General features: G+C 73.2%; 14 protein-coding genes. 12 read left to right on the top strand and 2 right to left on the bottom strand.

The features are described from left to right. The gene (locus STRVI_RS41120) at positions 1-1,011 is read left to right on the top strand and encodes a membrane protein (protein ID WP_014061479.1); all 1,011 of its coding nucleotides are present in this window, start codon (positions 1-3) and stop codon (positions 1,009-1,011) included. Positions 1,012-1,174: 163 nt separating this feature from the next. Here STRVI_RS41120 and serC read toward each other — a convergent pair whose 3' ends face one another. Further along, positions 1,175-2,293: a phosphoserine transaminase gene (gene serC / locus STRVI_RS41115; RefSeq protein WP_014061478.1), complete on the bottom strand. Its 1,119-nt coding sequence runs from the start codon at positions 2,291-2,293 to the stop codon at positions 1,175-1,177. Between the two features lie 177 nt (positions 2,294-2,470). Between serC and STRVI_RS41110 the strand changes: the two genes are divergently transcribed. From STRVI_RS41110 to STRVI_RS41070, 9 genes are all read left to right on the top strand, one after another. After that, complete coding sequence (locus STRVI_RS41110; protein WP_014061477.1) at positions 2,471-5,428, top strand: FAD-binding and (Fe-S)-binding domain-containing protein; 2,958 nt, start codon at positions 2,471-2,473, stop codon at positions 5,426-5,428. 630 nt (positions 5,429-6,058) lie between these two features. Further along, positions 6,059-6,916, top strand: coding sequence for a TIGR03084 family metal-binding protein (locus STRVI_RS41105; RefSeq protein WP_014061476.1), 858 nt, complete (start codon positions 6,059-6,061; stop codon positions 6,914-6,916). Then, a complete protein-coding gene (locus tag STRVI_RS41100) occupies positions 6,913-8,661 on the top strand; it encodes an acyclic terpene utilization AtuA family protein (protein ID WP_014061475.1) in 1,749 nt (582 codons plus the stop codon). Before STRVI_RS41105 ends, STRVI_RS41100 begins: the two co-directional genes overlap by 4 nt. After that, positions 8,658-10,256: an acyl-CoA carboxylase subunit beta gene (locus tag STRVI_RS41095; protein WP_014061474.1), complete on the top strand. Its 1,599-nt coding sequence runs from the start codon at positions 8,658-8,660 to the stop codon at positions 10,254-10,256. Before STRVI_RS41100 ends, STRVI_RS41095 begins: the two co-directional genes overlap by 4 nt. 11 nt (positions 10,257-10,267) lie before the next feature. Beyond that, positions 10,268-12,259 carry a biotin carboxylase N-terminal domain-containing protein gene (locus STRVI_RS41090; protein WP_014061473.1) on the top strand — a complete coding sequence of 664 codons (1,992 nt, stop codon included), beginning with the start codon at positions 10,268-10,270 and terminating at the stop codon, positions 12,257-12,259. 115 nt (positions 12,260-12,374) lie between these two features. Continuing rightward, complete coding sequence (locus tag STRVI_RS41085) at positions 12,375-13,535, top strand: acyl-CoA dehydrogenase family protein (RefSeq protein WP_014061472.1); 1,161 nt, start codon at positions 12,375-12,377, stop codon at positions 13,533-13,535. A 193-nt stretch (positions 13,536-13,728) separates the two neighbouring features. Next, entirely contained in the window at positions 13,729-15,312 is a 1,584-nt protein-coding gene (locus STRVI_RS41080; protein ID WP_014061471.1) for a 4-coumarate--CoA ligase family protein, read from the top strand. After that, entirely contained in the window at positions 15,309-16,253 is a 945-nt protein-coding gene (locus STRVI_RS41075; RefSeq protein ID WP_014061470.1) for an enoyl-CoA hydratase family protein, read from the top strand. Before STRVI_RS41080 ends, STRVI_RS41075 begins: the two co-directional genes overlap by 4 nt. Further along, on the top strand, positions 16,250-16,885 hold the full coding sequence (locus STRVI_RS41070) for a TetR/AcrR family transcriptional regulator (RefSeq protein WP_014061469.1): 636 nt from the start codon (positions 16,250-16,252) through the stop codon (positions 16,883-16,885). Before STRVI_RS41075 ends, STRVI_RS41070 begins: the two co-directional genes overlap by 4 nt. A gap of 78 nt (positions 16,886-16,963) precedes the next feature. Here STRVI_RS41070 and STRVI_RS41065 read toward each other — a convergent pair whose 3' ends face one another. Beyond that, a complete protein-coding gene (locus STRVI_RS41065) occupies positions 16,964-18,064 on the bottom strand; it encodes a citrate synthase 2 (RefSeq protein ID WP_014061468.1) in 1,101 nt (366 codons plus the stop codon). A gap of 340 nt (positions 18,065-18,404) precedes the next feature. On the opposite strand from STRVI_RS41065, the gene pdxH reads away from it, so the two are divergent. Together pdxH and STRVI_RS41055 are read left to right on the top strand one after the other, a co-directional pair. Further along, on the top strand, positions 18,405-19,100 hold the full coding sequence (pdxH, locus tag STRVI_RS41060; protein ID WP_251982833.1) for a pyridoxamine 5'-phosphate oxidase: 696 nt from the start codon (positions 18,405-18,407) through the stop codon (positions 19,098-19,100). A gap of 544 nt (positions 19,101-19,644) precedes the next feature. Continuing rightward, complete coding sequence (locus tag STRVI_RS41055; protein WP_014061466.1) at positions 19,645-21,195, top strand: PAS domain-containing protein; 1,551 nt, start codon at positions 19,645-19,647, stop codon at positions 21,193-21,195. Positions 21,196-21,207: the final 12 nt, after the last annotated feature.

The raw sequence follows: 21,207 nt of genomic DNA, 5'->3' as shown, positions 1-21,207 counted from the left end.
ATGCGTCCGCTTCCGTTCGTACTCGGTGCCGCCGCGCTGCTGACCGTGTCCGCAGCCGCCCCGGCCTTCGCCGACGACTCGTCGTCGCCGTCTCCTTTCACGATCAAGGATCCACGGATCACCGAGTCCAGCGGCCTGGCCGTGAGCCGCCTCCACCCCGGCGTCTACTGGACGCACAACGACAGCTCGGACGGGCCGTATATCTACGCGGTCGACGGCAAGACCGGGAAGACGGTCGCGCGGGTCACCCTCCGGGGCATAGGGGATCCCCGCGATGTCGAAGCGATCTCGATAGGGCCGGACGGCAATCTCTACGTAGGCGACATCGGCGACAACCTGGGCGGTCAGTGGTCCCATGTGTGGATCTACCGCTTCCCCGAGCCGAAGCAGCTCAAGGACACCACCGTCACCGCGACCCAGTTCACCGTCAAGTACCAGGGCGGGCCGCGCAACGCCGAGGCGCTGATGGTCCATCCCAAGACGGGCCGCGTCTATATCGCCAGCAAGAGCGACGAGGACGCCGGGCTGTACGCCGGACCGGCCACGCTGAGCCCCTCGGGGGTGAATGTCTTCCGGCGGGTCTCCGACCTCGACATGGAGGTCACGGACGGGGCCTTCGCCCCGGACGGCACCCGGCTGGTGCTCCGCGGCTACTTCTCGGCCGCCGAGTACCGCTGGCGGGACGGAAAGCCGACGCGGCTGGAGGAGGAGCCGGGGCTGCCCCTGCAGCGGCAGGGCGAGTCGGTCACCTTCACCCCGGACGGCGGCACGCTCATGTACGGCACCGAGGGCGCGGGCTCCAAGGTGACGCCGGTCGACCTCGGCGGGGAGCTGCTGCCGGACGCCACCGCGAAGGAGCAGAAGAAGAACGGGGAGTACTCCGACCGCGTCGACGGCAAGCTCACCGAGGACGAGAAGAACGGCAACCTGGTCAAGGCCGGGGTCACCTTCGCCGGTGCGCTGGTCGTGTTCCTCGGCCTGCGCAGGCTCTTCCGCCGGAACCGATCCTGATCGTCGGCGCAAGCGAGATCGTCGGCGCAAGCGAGATCGTCGGCGCAAGCGAGATCGTCAGCGCAAGCGAGATCGTCAGCGCTGCGAAGTCGTCAGCGCATGCGGAGGGGCCCGCAGCCGACCACCGGCTGCGGGCCCCTTCGCGTGGGCGTAAAAGCGCTCGTCAGAGGTGCTCGATGACGTAGTCCACGCACGCCGTCAGCGCCTGGACGTCCGCCGGGTCGACGGCCGGGAACATCGCCACTCGAAGCTGGTTGCGGCCCAGCTTGCGGTACGGCTCGGTGTCCACGACGCCGTTGGCCCGCAGCGCCTTGGCGACCGCGGCGGCGTCGATCTCCTCGGTGAAGTCGATCGTGCCGACGACCTGCGACCGCTTGGCCGGGTCGGCCACGAACGGGGTGGCGAACTTGGAGTCCTCGGCCCAGCCGTACAGCGTGCGCGACGAGGTCGCGGTGCGCCGTACCGCCCAGTCCAGCCCGCCCTGTCCGTTGATCCACTTGAGCTGGTCGTCGAGCAGGAAGAGCGTCGCCAGCGCCGGGGTGTTGTACGTCTGGTTCTTCAGCGAGTTGTCGATCGCGGTCGGCAGCGAGAAGAACTCCGGGACATGCCGGCCCGAGGCGTGGATCCGGGCGGCGCGCTCCAGCGCGGCGGGCGAGAACACGCCGATCCACAGACCGCCGTCGGCCGCGAAGGACTTCTGCGGCGCGAAGTAGTAGACGTCCGTCTCGGCGATGTCGACCGGCAGACCGCCCGCCCCGGAGGTCGCGTCCACCAGCACCAGCGCGCCCTCGTCGGCGCCGGCCACCCGCTGGATGGGCATGGCGACACCGGTGGAGGTCTCGTTGTGGGTGAAGGCGTAGACGTCCGTGCCGCTCTCGGCGCGCGGCTCCGGGTGAGTGCCGGGGTCGGAGGAGAGCACCGTGGGCTCCTCCAGCCACGGCGCCAGCTTCGCGGCCTTGGCGAACTTCGAGGAGAACTCGCCGAAGGACAGATGCTGGGACTTGGAGTCGATCAGCCCGTGGGTCGCGATGTCCCAGAAGGCGGTCGAGCCGCCGTTGCCCAGGACGACCTCGTACCCCTCCGGGAGTTGGAAGAGCTCGCGCACCCCTTCGCGCACCGCGCCGACCAGGTTCTTGACCGGGGCCTGGCGGTGGGAGGTGCCGAGCAGGGAGCTTCCGGTGGCGGCCAGGGCGCTCAGCGCCTCGGTGCGCACCTTGGACGGGCCCGAGCCGAAGCGTCCATCGGCGGGCTTGATGTCATCGGGAATCCGGATCTCAGCCACGACCGAAGCCTAATCCGTCGGCCCCCCGGTCCGACCCGGCGTCCAGCCGCTGAGACGGTACGTCCACATCCTGTTGACGCGGAAGGTGGGGGCGGTGTAGGGGCGATCGGGGAACGCGGCGGCCATGAATCGGAATTGGACATTCTCAACGGCCCTCCCGGCGTGGACCATGGAGGCATGGCTGATCACCAGGCAGACGAGCTGGAGCAGGCGCTGCGACGGGCCGTCCGCGGGGACGTCTCCTTCGATACGGCGAGCCGGGCCCTGATGACCATGGACGCGTCAAACTACCGACGGGTGCCGGACGGGGTGGTCGCGCCCCGGGACGCGGACGATGTGGCGGCGGCGCTGGCCGTCTGCCGGGAGCGCGGGGTGCCGGTGGTCGCGCGCGGCGCCGGGACCTCGATCGCAGGACAGGCCACCGGGCTCGGCGTCGTCCTCGACTTCACCCGCCATATGCGCGGCATCGTCTCGCTCGACCCGGAGCGGCGGACCGCCGTCGTCCAGCCCGGCGTGATCCTCGACGACCTCCGTACGGCGGCCGGCGCCCATGGGCTGACCTTCGGCCCCGACCCGTCCACCCACAGCCGCTGCACCCTCGGCGGCATGATCGGCAACAACTCCTGCGGCTCCCACTCGGTGGCCTGGGGCACCACCGCCGACAACGTCCACGAGCTGGACGTCCTCACCTACGGCGGCGAGCGGGTGCGCGCCGCCCAGGGCCTCCACGACCTGCCCGCCCGGCTCCGCGACGGCATACGGTCCCTGGCCGGTCACCACCTGGCCCTGCTCCGCACCGGCTTCCCCGAGCTGCCCCGCCGGATCTCCGGCTACGCCCTGGACGAGCTGCTGCCCGAGAAGAACGCCGACCTCGCCCGCGCCCTCACCGGCAGCGAGGGCACCCTCGGCGTGGTCACCGAGGCGACCGTAAGGCTGGTGGAGGCGCCGAGCGCCCGCGCCCTGGCCGTGCTCGGCTACCCCGACGAGAGCGCGGCGGCCGAGGCCGCGCACACCTTGCTGCCGTACGGTCCGCTGACCGTCGAGGGCATGGCCGCCGATCTGGTCGCCGGGGCCTCCGGGCTCCCCAAGGGCGGCGCCTGGCTGTTCGTGGAGGTCGGCGGCGCCACCCGCGAGGAGGCGCTCTCCCGCGCCCAGGAGGTGGCCCGCGCCGCCGCCGAGGCCACCACCGGCCATACCGTCGTCGCCGACCCGGCCGGGCAGCGCGCCCTGTGGCGGGTGCGCGAGGACGCCTCCGGGACCGCCACCCGACTGCGTATTCCGGGTAGGGCCGACGACAGTGAGGCATGGCCCGGCTGGGAGGACTGCGCGGTGCCGCCGCCCCGGCTCGGCGCCTATCTGCGCGACTTCCGCGCCCTGATGGCCCAGCACGGGCTGCGCGGCACGCCGTACGGGCACTTCGGGGACGGCTGCATCCACGTCCGCATCGACTTCGACCTGCTGACCGAGCCCGGGATCCGGATCTTCCGCGCCTTCTCCTCCGACCTCGCCGATCTCGTCGTCGCCCACGGCGGCTCGCTCTCCGGTGAGCACGGCGACGGGCTGGCCCGCGCCGAGCTGCTGCCGCGCGTGTACGGGGACGAGATGGTCGGCCTCTTCTCCCGCTTCAAGGACCTGTGGGACCCGGAAGGCGGCCTCAACCCCGGCGTCCTGGCCCGCCCGCAGCGCCTGGACCAGAACCTGCGCTTCGATCCCCTGCCGAGGCGCCCGGTGGACGTCGAATTCGGCTATCCGCACGACAAGGGGGACTTCTCGGCGGCGGTCCGGCGCTGTGTGGGCGTCGCCAAGTGCCGTAACGAGTCGGTGTCCGGCGACGGGGTGATGTGCCCGTCGTACCGCGTGACCGGCGAGGAGAAGCACTCCACCCGCGGCCGGGCCCGGCTGCTGCACGAGATGCTCGCGGGCGAGGTCGTCCAGGACGGCTGGCGCTCGGAGGAGGTACGGGACGCGCTCGACCTGTGCCTGTCCTGCAAGGGCTGCCGCAGCGACTGCCCGGTCGAGGTCGACATGGCCACGTACAAGGCGGAGTTCCTGCACCACCACTACGAGGGACGGGTGCGGCCCGCCGCGCACTACTCGATGGGCTGGCTGCCCGTATGGCTCCGCGCCGCCTCCCACCTGAGGGCCGCGCCCGCCGCCAACGCCCTGGCGGGCGTGCCCCCGCTGGCGGCCCTGGCCAAGCGCATGGGCGGGATCGCCCCCGAGCGCGACATCCCGGAGCTGGCCCGGGAGCCCTTCACGCGATGGTGGCGGGAGCGGGTGCGCGCCGCGGCGCGCGATGCCGAGTCCGGGGCCGGACTGGGACGGCCCGGGCGGGTGCGAGGCTCCGGCCCGGGGGAGCCCGGCGGGGTCGGCGGGTCCGCGGCGGCACCGGCCGGGCCGGTGGACCCGGACTCCGGGGCCGGGCGCGCCCGCACCGTCGTCCTGTGGCCCGACACCTTCACCAACCACCTCTCCCCGTCCGTCGGCCGCTCGGCGGTCGCCGTACTGGAGGATGCCGGGCTGCGGGTGGTCGTCCCGCCCAAGCCCGTGTGCTGCGGTCTGACCTGGGTCTCCACCGGCCAGCTCGACCGCGCCCGCGCGGTCATGCGGCGCACCCTGGACGTCATGGCCCCGGCTCTGGACGCCGGGCTTCCGGTGGTCGGCCTCGAACCAAGCTGCACCGCCGCCCTCCGCACCGACCTCCCCGAACTCCTCGGCTCAGATCCGCGCGCCGCGCGGCTCGCCGAGTCCGTGTCGACGTTCGCTCAGGCCCTTGAGGAGTACGCCCCCGACTGGCGGCCCCCGAAGGTCGATCGCCCCGTGGTCGGCCAGACCCACTGCCACCAACACGCCGTCCTCGGCGACGCCGCCGAGCGCCGCCTACGTGAACGCGCGGGCCTTACGGGCGCGTTGAGCGGCGGCTGCTGCGGTCTGGCGGGCAACTTCGGCTTCGAGGACGGCCACTACGACGTCTCGGTGGCCTGCGCCGAGGAGCAACTGCTGCCATCGGTCCGGGCCGCGGACCCTGGCACGGAGGTCCTGGCGGACGGCTACTCCTGCCGCACCCAACTGAGCCAACTGGCGGGCCGGAAGAGCCGCCACCTGGCGGAGGTCCTGGCGGAACGCTTGCGGTGAGCGGTGAGCGGTGAGCGGTGAGCGCGGTGGGCGGCTCGGCGGGGTGCGGCTTTCGGCTCGCGCCTTCGGCGCACTTGAGCAACGGGGGCGGGAGGCGGGGGCGCGGCGCCGCCGCCGCCCGCCGGGCCGGTGGGCCGGTGGGCGTGGGCTCCGGTGGCGGCTTCCGCGCTCGTCGGCCGGGGCGCCTGCGGGCTGCGGGCGGTAGGCGGCAAGATCCCCACCAATGCGACCCCGGCGGTCCACCCCTCCCGGTACCCCTCTGAAAAACGCTTGACCTGGCGCAACTAATTCATCAAACGATTTTCAGAGGGGGGCACCCCCCACCCCCTGTCCGGCATCGGCCTCGCCCGCCGGTCACGGAAGCCGCTACCGGCGCTCGCGTCCACCGGCCCGGCGGCCGGCGACGCGGGCTCGGCCCCGGCACCCCCTGCCCCGCTGCTCAATTGCGCGAAGGCGCGAGACGAAAGCCGCACCCGACCGAGCCGACCAGCCCAGCGCACCTGACAAGACCTGGCCCCAACCGGCTGAATCATGCAAGCGTGCTTGATTGTTTCTCGTCGCGCTGCCACCCTCGCTCGACAAGAACGAAAGACAGCCGACACACGACTGACCCGACGACGGGAGCGACGCGTGTCCGAGACGGAGGCTCTGCTCGGCGATCTGCGGGCGGAGGGGGACGAGTTGGACGGCCTGGTGGCCGGGCTCGGGGGCGCGGAGTGGCGTACGGCGACGCCCGCGCCCGGGTGGAGCATCGCCCACCAGATCGCGCATCTCGCGTGGACCGACGAGCGGGCCGTACAAGCCGTCGAGGATCCGCAGGGGTTCGCCGACGAGGTGCGCCGGGCGTGGACCGCGCCGGAGGCGTTCGTGGACGAGGGCGCGGAGCGCGGGGCGGCCGAGCCGCCCGAGGCGCTGCTGGAGCTCTGGCGCGCGGGGCGGGAGCGGTTGCTCCGGACGCTGGCCGCGCAGCCGCCGCGCGCCCGGCTGCCGTGGTACGGGCCGCCGATGAGCGTGATGTCGATGGCGACCGCCCGGCTGATGGAGACCTGGGCGCATGGCCAGGACGTCGCCGACGCGTTGGGTGTGCGCCGGGCGCCCACCGCCCGGCTGCGCCATGTGGCCCGGATCGGGGTCCGGGCACGGGGTTACGCGTACGCGGCACGGGAGTTGGAGCCGCCGGCCGAGGAGTTCCGGGTGGAGCTCACCGGCCCGGACGGCGAGTTGTGGCCGTACGGGCCCAAGGACGCGGCCCAGCGGGTGACCGGGCCCGCGCTGGATTTCTGTCTGCTGGTGACCCAGCGGGCGCACCGCGACGATCTGGCCGTACGGGCCGAAGGGGCGGACGCGGACCGCTGGCTGGACATCGCGCAGGCGTTCGCGGGCCCGCCCGGCAAGGGCCGCGCCCCGGGGCAGAGAGACGGTGGCACGGCCCGGGGGAGCGTCGCGGGAGGTGGCGCTGCCGGAAACCGCGCCGGAGGCGCCCCGTGACGCCGCCGCCCCCACCCCTCCGTATCGGCAACGCCTCCGGCTTCTACGGCGACCGCTTCGACGCGGTGCGCGAGATGCTCACCGGTGGCCCGCTGGACGTGCTGACCGGGGACTATCTCGCCGAGCTGACCATGCTCATCCTGGGCCGGGACCGCGCCAAGGACCCGGCGCGCGGTTATGCCACCACCTTTCTGCGCCAGCTCGAGGACACCCTCGGGCTCGCCATGGAGCGCGGCGTACGGCTCGTCACCAACGCGGGCGGGCTCAACCCGGCCGCGTTGGCCGACGCGATCCGCGCCCTCGCCGAGCGGCTCGGCATCGACTGCCGGGTCGCCCATGTCGAGGGAGACGACCTCCTCGGCGCCCGCGACTGGGGGCCGGGCGTGGTCACCGCCAACGCCTATCTCGGCGGCGCCGGTATCACGGCCTGTCTGCGCGGTGGCGCGGACGTGGTGGTCACCGGTCGGGTGACGGACGCCGCGCTGGTGACGGGCCCGGCCGCGGCGCACTTCGGATGGGCCGCCGACGACTGGGACGCGCTCGCGGGAGCCGTGGTCGCCGGGCACATCCTGGAGTGCGGTACGCAGGCGACCGGCGGCAACTACTCCTTCTTCACCGAACACGACCTCCGCCGCCCCGGCTTCCCCCTCGCCGAGATCCACCCCGACGGCTCCAGCGTGATCACCAAGCATCCGCACACCGGCGGCGCCGTCACGGTCGGGACCGTCACCGCCCAGCTCCTCTACGAGACGGCGGGCGCCCGCTACCCGGGCCCGGATGTCACCGCCCGGCTGGACTCGGCGCGGCTCATCCCGGACGGCCCGGACCGGGTGCGCGTCCACGGCGTACGGGGCGAGGCACCGCCGCGCACCCTCAAGACCGGGCTGACCCGGCTCGGCGGCCACCGCAACGAGGTGGTGTTCGTGCTCACCGGCCTGGACATCGAGGCCAAGGCGGCGCTCGTACGGGACCAGATGGAGGGGGCGATGAGCAAGCGCCGCCCCGCCGAGGTCCGTTGGACCCTCTCCCGTACCGACCACTCCGACGCGGCCGTGCAGGAGGAGGCGAGCGCCCTGCTGCGGCTGGTGGTCCGCGACCGGGACGCGGCGGCGGTGGGCAGGGCGATCAGCGGCGCGGCCGTCGAACTGGCCCTCGCCAGCTACCCCGGCTTCCATGTGACCGCCCCGCCCGGAAAGGGCTCTCCTTACGGCGTCTTCGAGGCCGTGGACACCCCGGCCGACACCGTGCCGCACACCGCCGTACTGCCGGACGGCTCCCGGCTGACCATCCCTCCGGCCCCCACCACGCCCGCCGCCGAGGGCCCGGCGGACGAGCCGTCCCTGACGCCGTCCCTTCGACCGTCCCTTCCGCCGCCCCTGACGCCGTCCCTTCCGCCGCCGCTGTCGCCCGGGCCGACCCGCCGCGCCCCGCTGGGCGCGATCGCCGGGGCCCGCAGCGGTGACAAGGGCGGCAGCGCCAACATCGGCGTCTGGGCGCGAAGCGAGGACGCCTGGCGCTGGCTGGCCCACACCCTCACCGTCGACCGGCTGCGCGAACTGCTCCCGGAGACGGCCCCGTTGAAGATCACCCGCCATCCGCTGCCCCGGCTGCGGGCCCTGAACTTCGTCGTGGAGGGTCTGCTCGGCGAGGGCGTCGCCGCGCAGGCCCGTTTCGACCCCCAGGCCAAGGCCGTCGGCGAATGGCTGCGCTCACGCCATCTGGACATACCGGAGGTACTGCTTTGACCGCGCTCGCGTCCGCGCTCGACCCCGCAGGCGCCGATCACACGGCCCATCGGGAGGCGATGCTCGCCAAGCTCGCCGAGTTGGAGGGCGAGCACGCCAAGGCGCTCGCCGGGGGCGGTGAGAAATACGTCCAGCGCCATCGCAAGCGCGGCAAGCTGCTGGTCCGCGAGCGGATCGAGCTGCTGCTCGACCCCGACACCCCCTTCCTGGAGCTGTCGCCGCTGGCGGGCTGGGGCAGCGAGTATCCGGTGGGGGCCTCGCTCGTCACCGGCATCGGGGTGATCTCCGGTGTGGAGTGCCTGATCAGCGCCAACGACCCGACCGTACGCGGCGGGGCCAGCAACCCCTGGACGCTCAAGAAGTCGCTGCGCGCCCATGAGATCGCCCGCGCCAACCGGCTCCCGCTCGTCAGCCTCGTCGAGTCCGGCGGCGCCGATCTCCCCTCCCAGAAGGAGATCTTCATCCCGGGCGGGGCGATGTTCCGCGATCTCACCCGGCTGTCCGCCGCCGGAATCCCCACGATCGCCGTGGTCTTCGGCAACTCCACCGCCGGAGGCGCGTACATCCCCGGGATGTCCGACCACGTGATCATGGTCAAGGAGCGCTCCAAGGTCTTTCTGGGCGGTCCGCCGCTGGTGAAGATGGCCACCGGCGAGGAGAGCGACGACGAATCGCTGGGCGGCGCCGAGATGCACGCCCGCACCTCCGGCCTCGCCGACTACTTCGCCGGCGACGAGCCCGACGCGTTGCGCCAGGCCCGCCGGGTCGTCGCCCGCCTCAACTGGCGCAAGGCGCACGCCGATCCGGGGCCCGCCGAACCGCCGAAGTACGACGCCGAGGAGCTGCTCGGCATCGTCCCCGGCGATCTCAAGGTCCCCTTCGATCCGCGCGAGGTGATCGCCCGGATCGTGGACGGCTCGGACTTCGACGAGTTCAAGCCGCTGTACGGGCGCAGCCTGGCCACCGGCTGGGCCGCGCTGCACGGCTATCCGGTGGGCATCCTGGCCAACGCCCAGGGAGTGCTGTTCAGCGAGGAGTCCCAGAAGGCCGCGCAGTTCATCCAGCTCGCCAACCAGCGCGACATCCCGCTGCTCTTCCTGCACAACACCACCGGCTACATGGTCGGCCGCGACTACGAGCAGGGCGGGATCATCAAACACGGCGCCATGATGATCAACGCCGTCTCCAACTCCCGGGTCCCGCATCTGTCGGTGCTCATCGGCGCCTCGTACGGCGCCGGTCACTACGGGATGTGCGGCCGGGCGTACGACCCCCGCTTCCTCTTCGCCTGGCCCAGCGCCAAGTCCGCCGTGATGGGCCCGCAGCAACTGGCCGGGGTGATGTCGATCGTCGCCCGGCAGTCCGCCGCCGCCAAGGGGCAGCCGTACGACGAGGAGGCCGACGCCGCGCTGCGCGCCATGGTGGAGCAGCAGATCGAGTCCGAGTCGCTGCCGCTCTTCCTCTCCGGGCGGCTCTACGACGACGGCGTCATCGACCCGCGCGACACCCGCACCGTGCTCGGCCTGTGTCTGTCCGCCCTGCACACCGCGCCGGTCGAGGGCGCGCGCGGTGGCTTCGGCGTCTTCCGGATGTGAGTGAGGAACCCGTGATTCGTTCCCTCCTGGTCGCCAACCGCGCCGAGATAGCGCGGCGTATCGTCCGCACCTGCCGTGACCTCGGCATCGCCACCGTCGCGGTCCATTCCGACGCGGACGCCGGCGCGCCCCACGCACGCGAGGCCGACGCCGCCGTACGGCTGCCGGGCGACGCCCCGGCCGACACGTATCTGCGCGGCGATCTCCTGGTGAAGGCCGCCCTGGCCGCCGGGGCCGACGCCGTCCACCCCGGCTACGGCTTCCTCTCCGAGCACGCCGACTTCGCGCGCGCCGTAAGGGACGCGGGGCTGGTGTGGGTGGGGCCGCCGCCCGAGGCGATGGAGGCCATGGCCTCCAAGACTCGCGCCAAGGAGATCATGCGCAAGGCGGGCGTGCCGCTGCTCGACGCGATCGACCCGGCCGAGGCCACCGCCGACGATCTGCCCCTGCTGGTCAAGGCGGCGGCGGGCGGCGGCGGCCGTGGCATGCGGGTGGTCCGCGAACTGGCCGCGCTCCCCGCCGAACTCGACTCCGCCCGCGCCGAGGCGGCCTCCGCCTTCGGCGACGGTGAGATCTTCGTGGAGCCCTATATGGAGGGCGCCCGCCATGTCGAGGTCCAGGTGTTCGCCGACACCCACGGCACCGTCTGGACCCTCGGCACCCGCGACTGCTCCCTCCAGCGGCGCCACCAGAAGGTCATCGAGGAGGCCCCGGCCCCCGGCCTGGACGAGGAACTGCGGCGCACTCTGGCCGAGTCGGCGGCCAACGCGGCGCGGGCCATCGGCTACGAGGGCGCGGGCACGGTGGAGTTCCTGGTCTCGCCCGCGGGGCGGGCGTACTTCCTGGAGATGAACACCCGCCTGCAGGTCGAGCACCCGGTCACCGAGGAGATCTACGGCCTTGACCTGGTGGCGCTGCAACTGCGGATCGCGGAGGGGGAGCGCCTCGACGCCGAGCCTCCGGCGCCCCGGGGGCATGCCGTCGAGGCGCGGCTGTACGCCGAGGACCCGGCGCGCGACTGGCGGCCACAGACGGGGATCATGCACCGGCTGGAGATCGCCGGGCTGCGGGTCGACTCCGGGCCGGCCGACGGCGACGCGATCGGCGTCCACTACGACCCGATGCTGGCCAAGGTCGTCGCCGTCGCGCCCACCCGGGCCGAGGCCCTGCGGCGGCTGGCCCACGGGCTGGAGCGGGCCCGGATCCACGGCCCGGTGACCAACCGGGAGCTGCTCGTACGGGCCCTGCGGCACCCGGAGTTCGCGGCGGCCCGTATGGACACCGGCTTCCTCGAACGCCATCTGGCCGAGCTGACCGCCGCCGCCTCCGATGACGACGAGGCGGCCTCGCTCGCCGAGCTCGCCGCCCTCGCCGCCGCCCTGGCCGACGCGGCGCGGCGGCCGGGCACCGCGACCGTGGCCGGGCGGTTGGGCGGGTGGCGGAACGTGCCGTCCCAGCCGCAGTCGAGGAGCTACCGCGCCGAACCGGGCGGCACCGAGCACGAGGTGCGCTACCGCCTCACCCGTGACGGGTTGCACGCGGAGGGCATGCCCGGCGTCCGGGTGCTGGGCGCGGGTGCGGGGCGGGGCGCCGACTCCGGGTTGAGCACCCGTCCGGGGCCGGACGCCGCTCCGGGGCGGGTCGTCCTCGATGTGGCCGGGGTCCGGCGGACGTTCGAGGTGACGGCCTATGGGGACCGTCGCTATGTCGACACTCCCCAGGGCGGCCATGTGTTCACCGCGCTGCCCCGCTTCCCCGACCCCACCGCCCGTGCCGAACCGGGCTCGCTGCTGGCGCCCATGCCGGGCACGGTGGTCCGGGTCGCCGAGGTGGTGGTGGGGGACCGGGTCGAGGCCGGACAGCCCCTGCTGTGGCTGGAGGCCATGAAGATGGAGCACCGCGTCACGGCGCCCGCCGCCGGGGTGCTCACCGCCCTGCACGCCACCACCGGCCGTCAGGTCGAGGTCGGCGCCCTGCTCGCCGTCGTGGCGGCGGGGGAGTGACGACGCGCTGCGCACCACGCAGAACGTCCGGGCCCGGACAGACCGTCCGGGCCGTGTGGGCCGGGTGGGACAGCACACGGCCCGCACAACGCATCGCAAGTGGGAGGAGCCGTCCATGACCAGCTCGCATACCCCCGTGGACACCCCGGAGCGCGTGGCGCTCCGCGCGGCGGTGTCGTCGTTCGCCAAAGGACACGCCCCGGGCGGCCCCCAGGAGCGCGACGGCGTCCGCGAACTGTGGGCCGAGGCAGGCAAGCTCGGCTATCTCGGCGTCAACCTCCCCGAGGAGTACGGCGGCGGGGGCGGCGGCATCACCGAGCTGTCCATCGTCCTGGAGGAGCTGGGCGCCGCGGGCTGCCCGCTGCTCATGCTGGTCGTCTCGCCCGCCATCTGCGGCACCGTCATCGCCCGGTTCGGCACCGCCGAGCAGAAGGAGCGCTGGCTGCCCGGTCTGGCCGACGGCAGCCTCACCATGGCCTTCGGCATCACCGAGCCCGACGCCGGATCCAACTCGCACCGCATCACCACCACCGCCCGCCGGGAGGAGGGCGGCGGCTGGATACTCAACGGCCGTAAGGTCTTCATCTCGGGTGTGGACATCGCCGACGCGACCCTGATCGTCGGCCGCACCGAGGACGCCCGGACCGGGAAGCTCAAGCCCTGCCTGTTCATCGTCCCGCGCGAGGCGCACGGCTTCTCCCACCACCACATCCCCATGGAACTGGCCGCCGCGGAGAAGCAGTTCGAGGTGGTGCTGGACGACGTACGGCTGCCCGCCGACGCGCTGGTGGGCGACGAGGACGCCGGGCTGCTCCAGTTGTTCGCGGGGCTCAACCCGGAGCGCATCATGACGGCGGCGTTCGGGCTGGGGATGGGCCGCTACGCGCTCGACAGGGCCGTCGACTACGCCCGTACCCGCCAGGTGTGGAAGGAGCCCATCGGCGCCCACCAGGCGATCGCCCACCCCCTCGCCCAGGCCCATATCGAACTGGAGCTGGCCCGGCTGATGATGGCGAAGGCGGCGTACCTCTACGACACGGGCGATGACGCGGGCGCGGGCGAGGCCGCCAACATGGCCAAGTACGCGGCCGGGGAGGCCACGGTGAAGGCCGTGGACCAGGCCGTGCACACCCTCGGCGGCAACGGCCTGACCGTCGAGTACGGTCTGGCCCGGCTGATCACGGCCGCGCGGGTGGCCCGGATCGCCCCCGTCAGCCGGGAGATGATCCTCAACTACGTCTCCCACCAGACCCTGGGGCTGCCGAAGTCGTACTGACCGCTCCTTCCGCTGCGAGGGCCGGGCGGAGGCGCCGTACCGGCTTATGGGCGTCGCACCGGCCTTATGGGCGTCGCACCGGCCTTACGGGCGTCGCACCGGCCTTACGGGCGTCGTACCGGACGGCGCCGTACCGGTCTCACGAGGTGGGCAGAACGGACAGGTAGGTCCATCAGAGCTGAGGGGAACGGCCATGGTGCTGCGCAGCGAGTATCCCGATGTCCCGCCTGTCGATCTGCCCATCCACGACGCCGTACTGGCCCGCGCGGCCGAGGAGTTCGGCGACCTGACCGCGCTGGTGGACGGCGTGACCGGGGCGGCCCTGAGCTATGCCGCGCTGGATCGCGCCTCGCGCCGCATCGGGGCCGCGCTGGCCGAGGCGGGGGTGTGCAAGGGTGATGTGCTGGCGCTGCACAGCCCCAACTCGATCGTGTTCCCACCGGCCTTCTACGGCGCGACCCGCACCGGGGCAGCGGTCACCATGGTGCATCCGCTGGCGACGCCGGAGGAGTTCGCCAAGCAGCTCCGGGACGCGGCCGCGTCCTGGATCATCACCGTCTCGGCGCTGCTGGGCGTGGCCCGGCAGGCCGCCGAACGGGCGGGCGGGGTACGGGAGATCTTCGTCTGCGACGAGGCGAGCGGCCATCGCTCGCTGCGCTCCATGATGAGGAGCACCGCGCCCGAACCGGTGGTGGAGATCGACCCGGCCGAGGACATCGCGGTGCTGCCGTACTCCTCGGGCACCACCGGCACCCCCAAGGGCGTGCTGCTCACCCACCGCAACGTCTCCACCAACCTCGCGCAGGTGGAGACGCTGGTCCCCAACCAGCCGGGGGAGCGGGTACTGGCCGTCCTGCCGTTCTTCCACAGCTACGGCCTTACGGCGCTCATGAACGCGCCGCTCCGCAACGGCGCCACGGTCATCGTGCTGCCCCGCTTCGAACTCGACAGCTTCCTCGCCGCCATCGAGAAGCACCGGGCGCAGGCGCTCTATGTGGCCCCGCCGATCGTGCTCGCGCTCGCCAAGCACCCGGCGGTGGACGGCCACGATCTGTCGTCGGTGCGGTACGTGCTGAGCGCGGCGGCCCCGCTGGACGCCCGGCTCGCGGAGGCGTGCGCCCGGCGGCTCGGTGTCCCGCCGCTGCTGCAGGCGTTCGGGATGACGGAGCTGTCCCCGGGCTGCCATCTGGTGCCGCGCGATGCGAAGAACGCACCACCGGGGACGGTCGGAAAGCTGCTTCCGAGCACCGAGATGCGCATCGTGGGCCCGGACACCGGCGAGGACCTGGCCGTGGGCGAGGACGGCGAGATAGTCATCCGCGGACCGCAGGTGATGAAGGGCTATCTGGGCCGCCCCGAGGACACCGACGCGATGATCGACGCCGAGGGCTGGCTGCACACCGGCGACGTCGGGCATGTGGACGCGGACGGCTGGCTGTATGTGGTGGACCGGGTGAAGGAGTTGATCAAGTACAAGGGCTATCAGGTCGCCCCGGCCGACCTGGAGGCCGTGCTGCTCGCCCATGAGGCCGTCGCCGACGCCGCCGTGATCGGGGTGACGGACGGGGCGGGCAACGAGATCCCCAAGGCGTATGTGGTGCGCCGGCCCGGGACCCGGATCTCGGAGGACGACCTGATCGCGTACGTTGCCGGACAGGTGGCCCCGTACAAGAAGGTGCGCCGCGTGGAGTTCACGGACACCGTGCCGCGCTCGGCCACCGGCAAGATCCTGAGGCGTGAACTGCGCGCCAGGGAAAGGAGTTCGACCACCCCATGACCGACGGCCCCACGACCCAGGATGTTCCGCCGACTGGAGGTCCCGCGACCGGAGGCTCCACCACGTCCGGGGTGCGAATGCCTCTCATACGGTCCGCCTCCGCGCGCGGTATCACCACCCTCACCCTGGACTCGCCGCACAACCGCAACGCTCTCTCGACGCGCCTGGTCGCCGAGTTGCGCGAGGCGCTGGCGGCGGCCGGGCGGGACGACCGCGTCCGGGCGGTGCTGCTCACCCACACCGGCACCACCTTCTGCGCGGGCGCGGATCTGAGCGAACCGCCCTCGGCGTCCGGTGCGGCCGCACTGGTGGCGCTGTTGCGGTCGATCGTGGAGCTGCCCAAGCCGGTCGTCGCGCGCGTCACCGGACATGTGCGGGCCGGTGGGCTCGGGCTGCTCGGAGCCTGCGACATCTCGGCCGCCGGGCGCGGCGCCAGCTTCGCCTTCACCGAGGCGCGGCTCGGCCTCGCCCCGGCCGTCATCTCGATGCCGCTGCTGCCCCGGCTGGACCGGCGCGCGGCGGCCCGCTACTACCTCACGGGCGAGCGGTTCGACGCCGCCGAGGCGGCCCGGATCGGGCTGGTGACGATCGCGGACCCGGAGGGCGACGCGGACGAGGCGCTGGCGCCCGTCCTCGACGGGCTGCGCCGGGGCTCCCCGCAGGGTCTCGCCGAGTCCAAGCGGCTGGTGACCGCCGATGTGCTGCGCGCCTTCGACCGGGACGGCGAACCGCTGGCCGCGCTGTCGGCCTGCCTCTTCGCCTCCGAGGAGGCCCGGGAGGGCATGACGGCGTTCCTGGAGCGGCGCGAGCCGGTGTGGGTACGGGAGACGGCGGCCGAGGCGGGGGCGGACGCTCAGGCCGCGGGGGACGCCGGGGCCGCGGGGGCCGCGGGGGACGCTGGGGCTACCCCGGACGCCGGGGCCGCGGGGGCGTCCCGATGACCCCCCGTACGGCATTGCGCGACCCCAAGCAGGACCGCAGCCGCGCGACCCGCAGGCGGCTGTTGGAAGCCGCCGTGGCCTGCCTCGCCGAGCGCGGCTGGGCAGGGTCCACGGTCGCGGTGGTCGCCGAGCGGGCCGGGGTGTCGCGGGGCGCGGCCCAGCACCACTTCCCGACCCGTGAGGACCTCTTCACGGCCGCCGTCGAGCATGTCGCCGAGGAGCGCTCGGCCGAGCTGCGCGCCCTCCCCGCCCCGCATGGGGAGGGCCGCGTCCACACGGTGGTCGAGGCGCTGATCACCCTCTACACCGGCCCGCTCTTCCGGGCCGCGCTCCAGTTGTGGGTGGCGGCCTCGTACGAGGAGCAGTTGGGCTCCCGGGTGACCGCCCTGGAGGCGAAGATCGGCCGGGAGACCCATCGGATGGCCGTGGAGCTGCTGGGCGCCGACGAGTCGGCGCCGGGCGTCCGGGAGGCCGTCCAGGGCCTGCTCGACATGGGACGCGGCCTGGGCCTGGCCAACCTCCTGACGGACGACGGCCAACGCCGGGAGCGGGTGGTGGCCCAGTGGTCGCGGATCGTGGAGGCGATCCTGGCCCCGCAGGAACCTGGCCACCCTTCCCCGGCCGCGTCCTGAGCCAGGGCTTGGCTCCTGGGCTACGGTTCGGCTCCCGTGCCGCAGCTCGGGTTCCCGAGCAACCCCTCGCCGCCCGAACTATCGCTTGGTGTCCCCGTACCCGTCGATCTCGTGCGGGCTGCGCGTGCCGGGGCCGATGTACCGGGCCGACGGCCGCACCAGACGGCCGGTCCGCTTCTGCTCCAGGATGTGCGCGCTCCAGCCCGCCGTGCGGGCGCAGGTGAACATCGAGGTGAACATGGGCGCCGGGACCTCGGCGAAGTCCAGCACGATGGCCGCCCAGAACTCCACGTTCGTGGCCAGCACCCGGTCCGGCCGCCGGTTGTGCAGCTCGTCCAGGGCGGCCCGCTCCAGCGCCTCGGCGACCTCGAAGCGCGGCGCGCCCAGCTCCTTCGCGGTGCGCCGCAGCACCCGCGCCCGCGGGTCCTCGGCGCGGTAGACGCGGTGGCCGAAGCCCATCAGCCGCTCGCCCCGGTCGAGGGCCTGCCGGACGTAGCCGGTGGCGTCCCCGGTGCGCTCGATCTCCTCGATCATGCCGAGCACCCGGGAGGGCGCGCCGCCGTGCAGCGGCCCCGACATGGCGCCCACCGCACCCGAGAGCGCGGCGGCGACATCGGCGCCGGTGGAGGCGATGACGCGGGCGGTGAAGGTGGAGGCGTTCATCCCGTGCTCGGCGGCCGAGGTCCAGTACGCGTCGACGGCGGCGACATGCTTGGGGTCCGGCTCACCACGCCAGCGCCGCATGAAGCGCTCCACGATGGTCCCGGCCTTGTCGATCTCCCGCTGCGGCACCATCGGCTTCCCCTGGCCGCGGGCCGACTGGGCGACGTAGGACAGCGCCATCACGGCCGCGCGCGCCAGGTCCTCACGGGCCTGCTCCGCGTCGATGTCCAGCAGCGGTTTGAGGCCCCAGACGGGCGCGAGCATGGCCAGCGCGGACTGGACGTCGACCCGGACGTCCCCGGAGTGGACCGGGATGGGGAACGGCTCGGCGGCCGGCAGCCCCGGGTTGAAGGCACCGTCGACCAGCAGACCCCAGACGTTCCCGAAGGAGACATGGCCCACCAGGTCCTCGATGTCCACGCCTCGGTAGCGCAGCGCGCCGCCTTCCTTGTCGGGTTCGGCGATCTCCGTCTCGAACGCGACGACTCCTTCGAGTCCGGGTACGAAGTCGGACATCAGGCGGCTCCTCATGCTGCGGACGACGGCGGTGCCGGAACGGTTACGCGGCCGCCTGACACGGCTCGCGGTCCGTACCGGTCACTCCGGTGATGTGCCCCGTGCGGGTGGTGGTCACCCAACCGCGGCGGGGAGTGACCTCCAGGACACGGGGGGTGGTGCCTGCCAGGCGCCGACAGGCGCATGGTCATCCTCAGTCTGGTGCGTGCGCACGCCACGGGGAAGCGTGAGAAGCGGCACACGCGGTGCGCGTCGCGGGAGGGTTACGGGACGGTAAGGCGGGGGAGGGAGACCGCTCGTCCGGGGCAGCCCGTGCGAAGGACCGATGATGTTGCAAGATATGCCCGTGCCTCACGTTGACTCGGAGCCCTCGGCTTCCTCCGCGCGTACGTACGACCCGGCCGCCATGCGCGAGCACTACCGCGCGGCCGGCTTCGACGAGGCGGACCTCGCGGGCGATCCGTTCCGGCAGTTCACGCGGTGGTTCGAGGACGCGGTCGGCAGCGGGCTCTTCGAACCGAACGCCATGATCGTCTCGACGGCCGACGCGGCGGGCCGCCCCAGCTCCCGCACCGTCCTGATGAAGAGCTTCGACGAGCGCGGCTTCGTCTTCTACACCAACTACGGCTCCCGCAAGGGCCGTGAGCTGGGCGAGAACCCGAATGTCGCGCTGCTCTTCCCCTGGCATCCCATCGCCCGGCAGGTGATCGTCACGGGCGCCGCGCGGCGCACCGGGCGGGACGAGACGGCGGCGTACTTCCGGACCCGGCCGCACGGCTCACAGCTCGGGGCGTGGGCGAGCACGCAGTCCTCGGTGGTGGGCTCGCGGGAGGAACTGGACCGCTCGTACGAGGAGCTGGCGGACCGCTATCCGCCGGGGGAGCAGGTGCCGGTGCCGCCGGAGTGGGGCGGGTTCCGGGTGGTGCCGGAGGCGGTGGAATTCTGGCAGGGCCGGGAGAACCGGCTGCACGACCGGCTGCGGTACGTCCGGCTGCCCGCTGAGGAGGGCTGGCGGGTGGAGCGGCTGTACCCGTAGGGGCGGCGCGTGCGGAGGGCGGCGCTCGGGCCGGTGCGGACCGTAAAGCCGCCGAGAACAGACCCGTAAGGCTGCCGAGAACAAACCCCCTGATGCCTTGAAGAGCCCCGATGTCCTGAAGAGCCCTGAGGCACCTGAAGAGCTCTGAGGCCCGTGAAGAGCCCCGAAAACGCGGACAACCCGCGGGTCTTTACCCCTGACGCCCTGAGGCGGAAGGGGGCCGGTCGGACGTACCGGCGACCCGCGGGTCGGGTGACTGCATGGGATTGGCCGGCTGCGCACCTCTTTCGTGCGCCAGTCCGGCGATGCGCAGAGCGCGACGACGGACTGCTAGCCCGCAGTCACCTCACGCGTCCGGATTTCATACATCTGCCGAACCACCTCCCTTCTCGTGTAGTGGAAGCCTAAGAACCGCCTCCTGCCACACACAAGCGAATTTCCGTGTGGCAACGATTTCGACGAATGCGGTGTGGCGCGTGTCACGTTCGAGTTCAATGTCCGACGTGCCCCACAACAGACAGCCACGTCGAGCAAGGGGTGTCAGGTGAGCGCTTCACAACGTTCCGAACCCGCAGGGCCAGCGCGTTCCGCCCGATCCTCGCGGGGGGTCCCCGGGCAGGCGGGCGCCGCCGCGTCGGCGTCCGTCCGGCCCGAGTGCCCGGACGGTCCCGAGCGGCCCGACTCCGAACTGCTCGCCGCGCTGCTCGACGGGATGGACGCCGCCCTGTGCGCGTTCGACGCCGACGGCATGGTGACCCACTGGAACCACGAGGCCGAGCGCATCCTCGGCTGGACGGCGGCGGAGGCGGTCGGCCGCAAGGGGCTGGGCGGCTGGGCCGCCCGCCCAGGGGACGCACGGGACGTCGACGCGCGCCTTACGGAGGCCATGGGCACCATGGGACGCCGGGTGCACGAGTTCGCGCTGCTGACCAAGGACGGCGGCCGGGTCCTGGTCCGTACCCAGTCCTCGGCGGTGGCGGGCGCGGACGGCCGCCCGGCCGGGGTGTACTGCGCCTTCAGCGAGGTGCATGCGCAGGTCGACCTGGAGCGGTCGATAGCGCTGAGCGAGGCGCTGCTGGAGGACGCGTCGTGGAACGTGGTCCTGGTCGACGCGGATCTACGGGTGGCCGTCGTCAACGCCAGCGCGGCGGGCGCGCTGCGTACGGCCCGTAAAACCGCGCCCGGCCGGCCGCTGGGCGATTTCCTGGACCAGGGCGTCGAGGAGGCGGAGGCCGCGCTGCAGCACGTCCTTGCGGAGGGCGCGCCCCCGGCGCCCACCGAGCTGTGGGTGACACTGCGGGAAGCCGACGCGGCGGACGGCTTCGAGGGCGCGGACAGTGTGCGCTACGAACTGCTCGACGACGACGAGGCGGTGCGCGGCGAGGGGGTCGACCGTGGCGAGGCCGGTGCGGCGGCCCGGCGCCGCTGCTACCTCAGCGGCTTCCTCCGGCTGGCCTCACCGCTCACCGAGGAGCCGACGCCGCTCGGCGTGGCCTGGATCTTCCAGGATGTGACGGAGGCGAAGGGCCAGGAGCAGGAGAGCGCCCGGATGCGCTTCCGGGGCAACCAACTGCACCGGGCGGCGCGGGCGGCGGCCGAATGCGAGGACCCGATGGAGGCGGCCTCGGTCCACCTGGACTTCGCGCTGGCGGGCTTCGCCGATCACGCCCTGATCGACCTGGTCCTGGACCCACCGCCGGGCGCCCCGGCGGACCGGGTCCGGCTCGTCCGGGCGGCGGCCACCCCCGTCGGCGCCCCCGGCCCCTGCCCGCCCGTCGTCCCGGGCGGCATCCCGCTGGGCTACCCGGAGGGCCATCCGGCGCTCCAGGCGGTCGACCGCTGCGGTTCGGTACGGGCGAGCACGAGACGCTCGGACGAGACCGCGGCGGCCCAGTGGGCGGTGGCCCGCAAATGGCCGGAGGGCACGGTGCACGGCCTGTGCGCGGTGCTGCGCAGCCGCGGCCGCACCCTCGGCGTGGTCACCTTCCTGCGTACGTCCAGCCGCCGGGCCTTCGACCGTACGGACGCGGCGTACGCGGAGGACGTCGCGGCCCGCGTCGCAGCCTCGGTGGACCTGGCCATGGGCCGCCGCTGACGCCCCGGGCCG

It is taken from the genome of Streptomyces violaceusniger Tu 4113, from assembly GCF_000147815.2.
Classification (GTDB): domain Bacteria; phylum Actinomycetota; class Actinomycetes; order Streptomycetales; family Streptomycetaceae; genus Streptomyces; species Streptomyces violaceusniger_A.
This window is presented reverse-complemented; position numbering and strand designations above follow the sequence as displayed.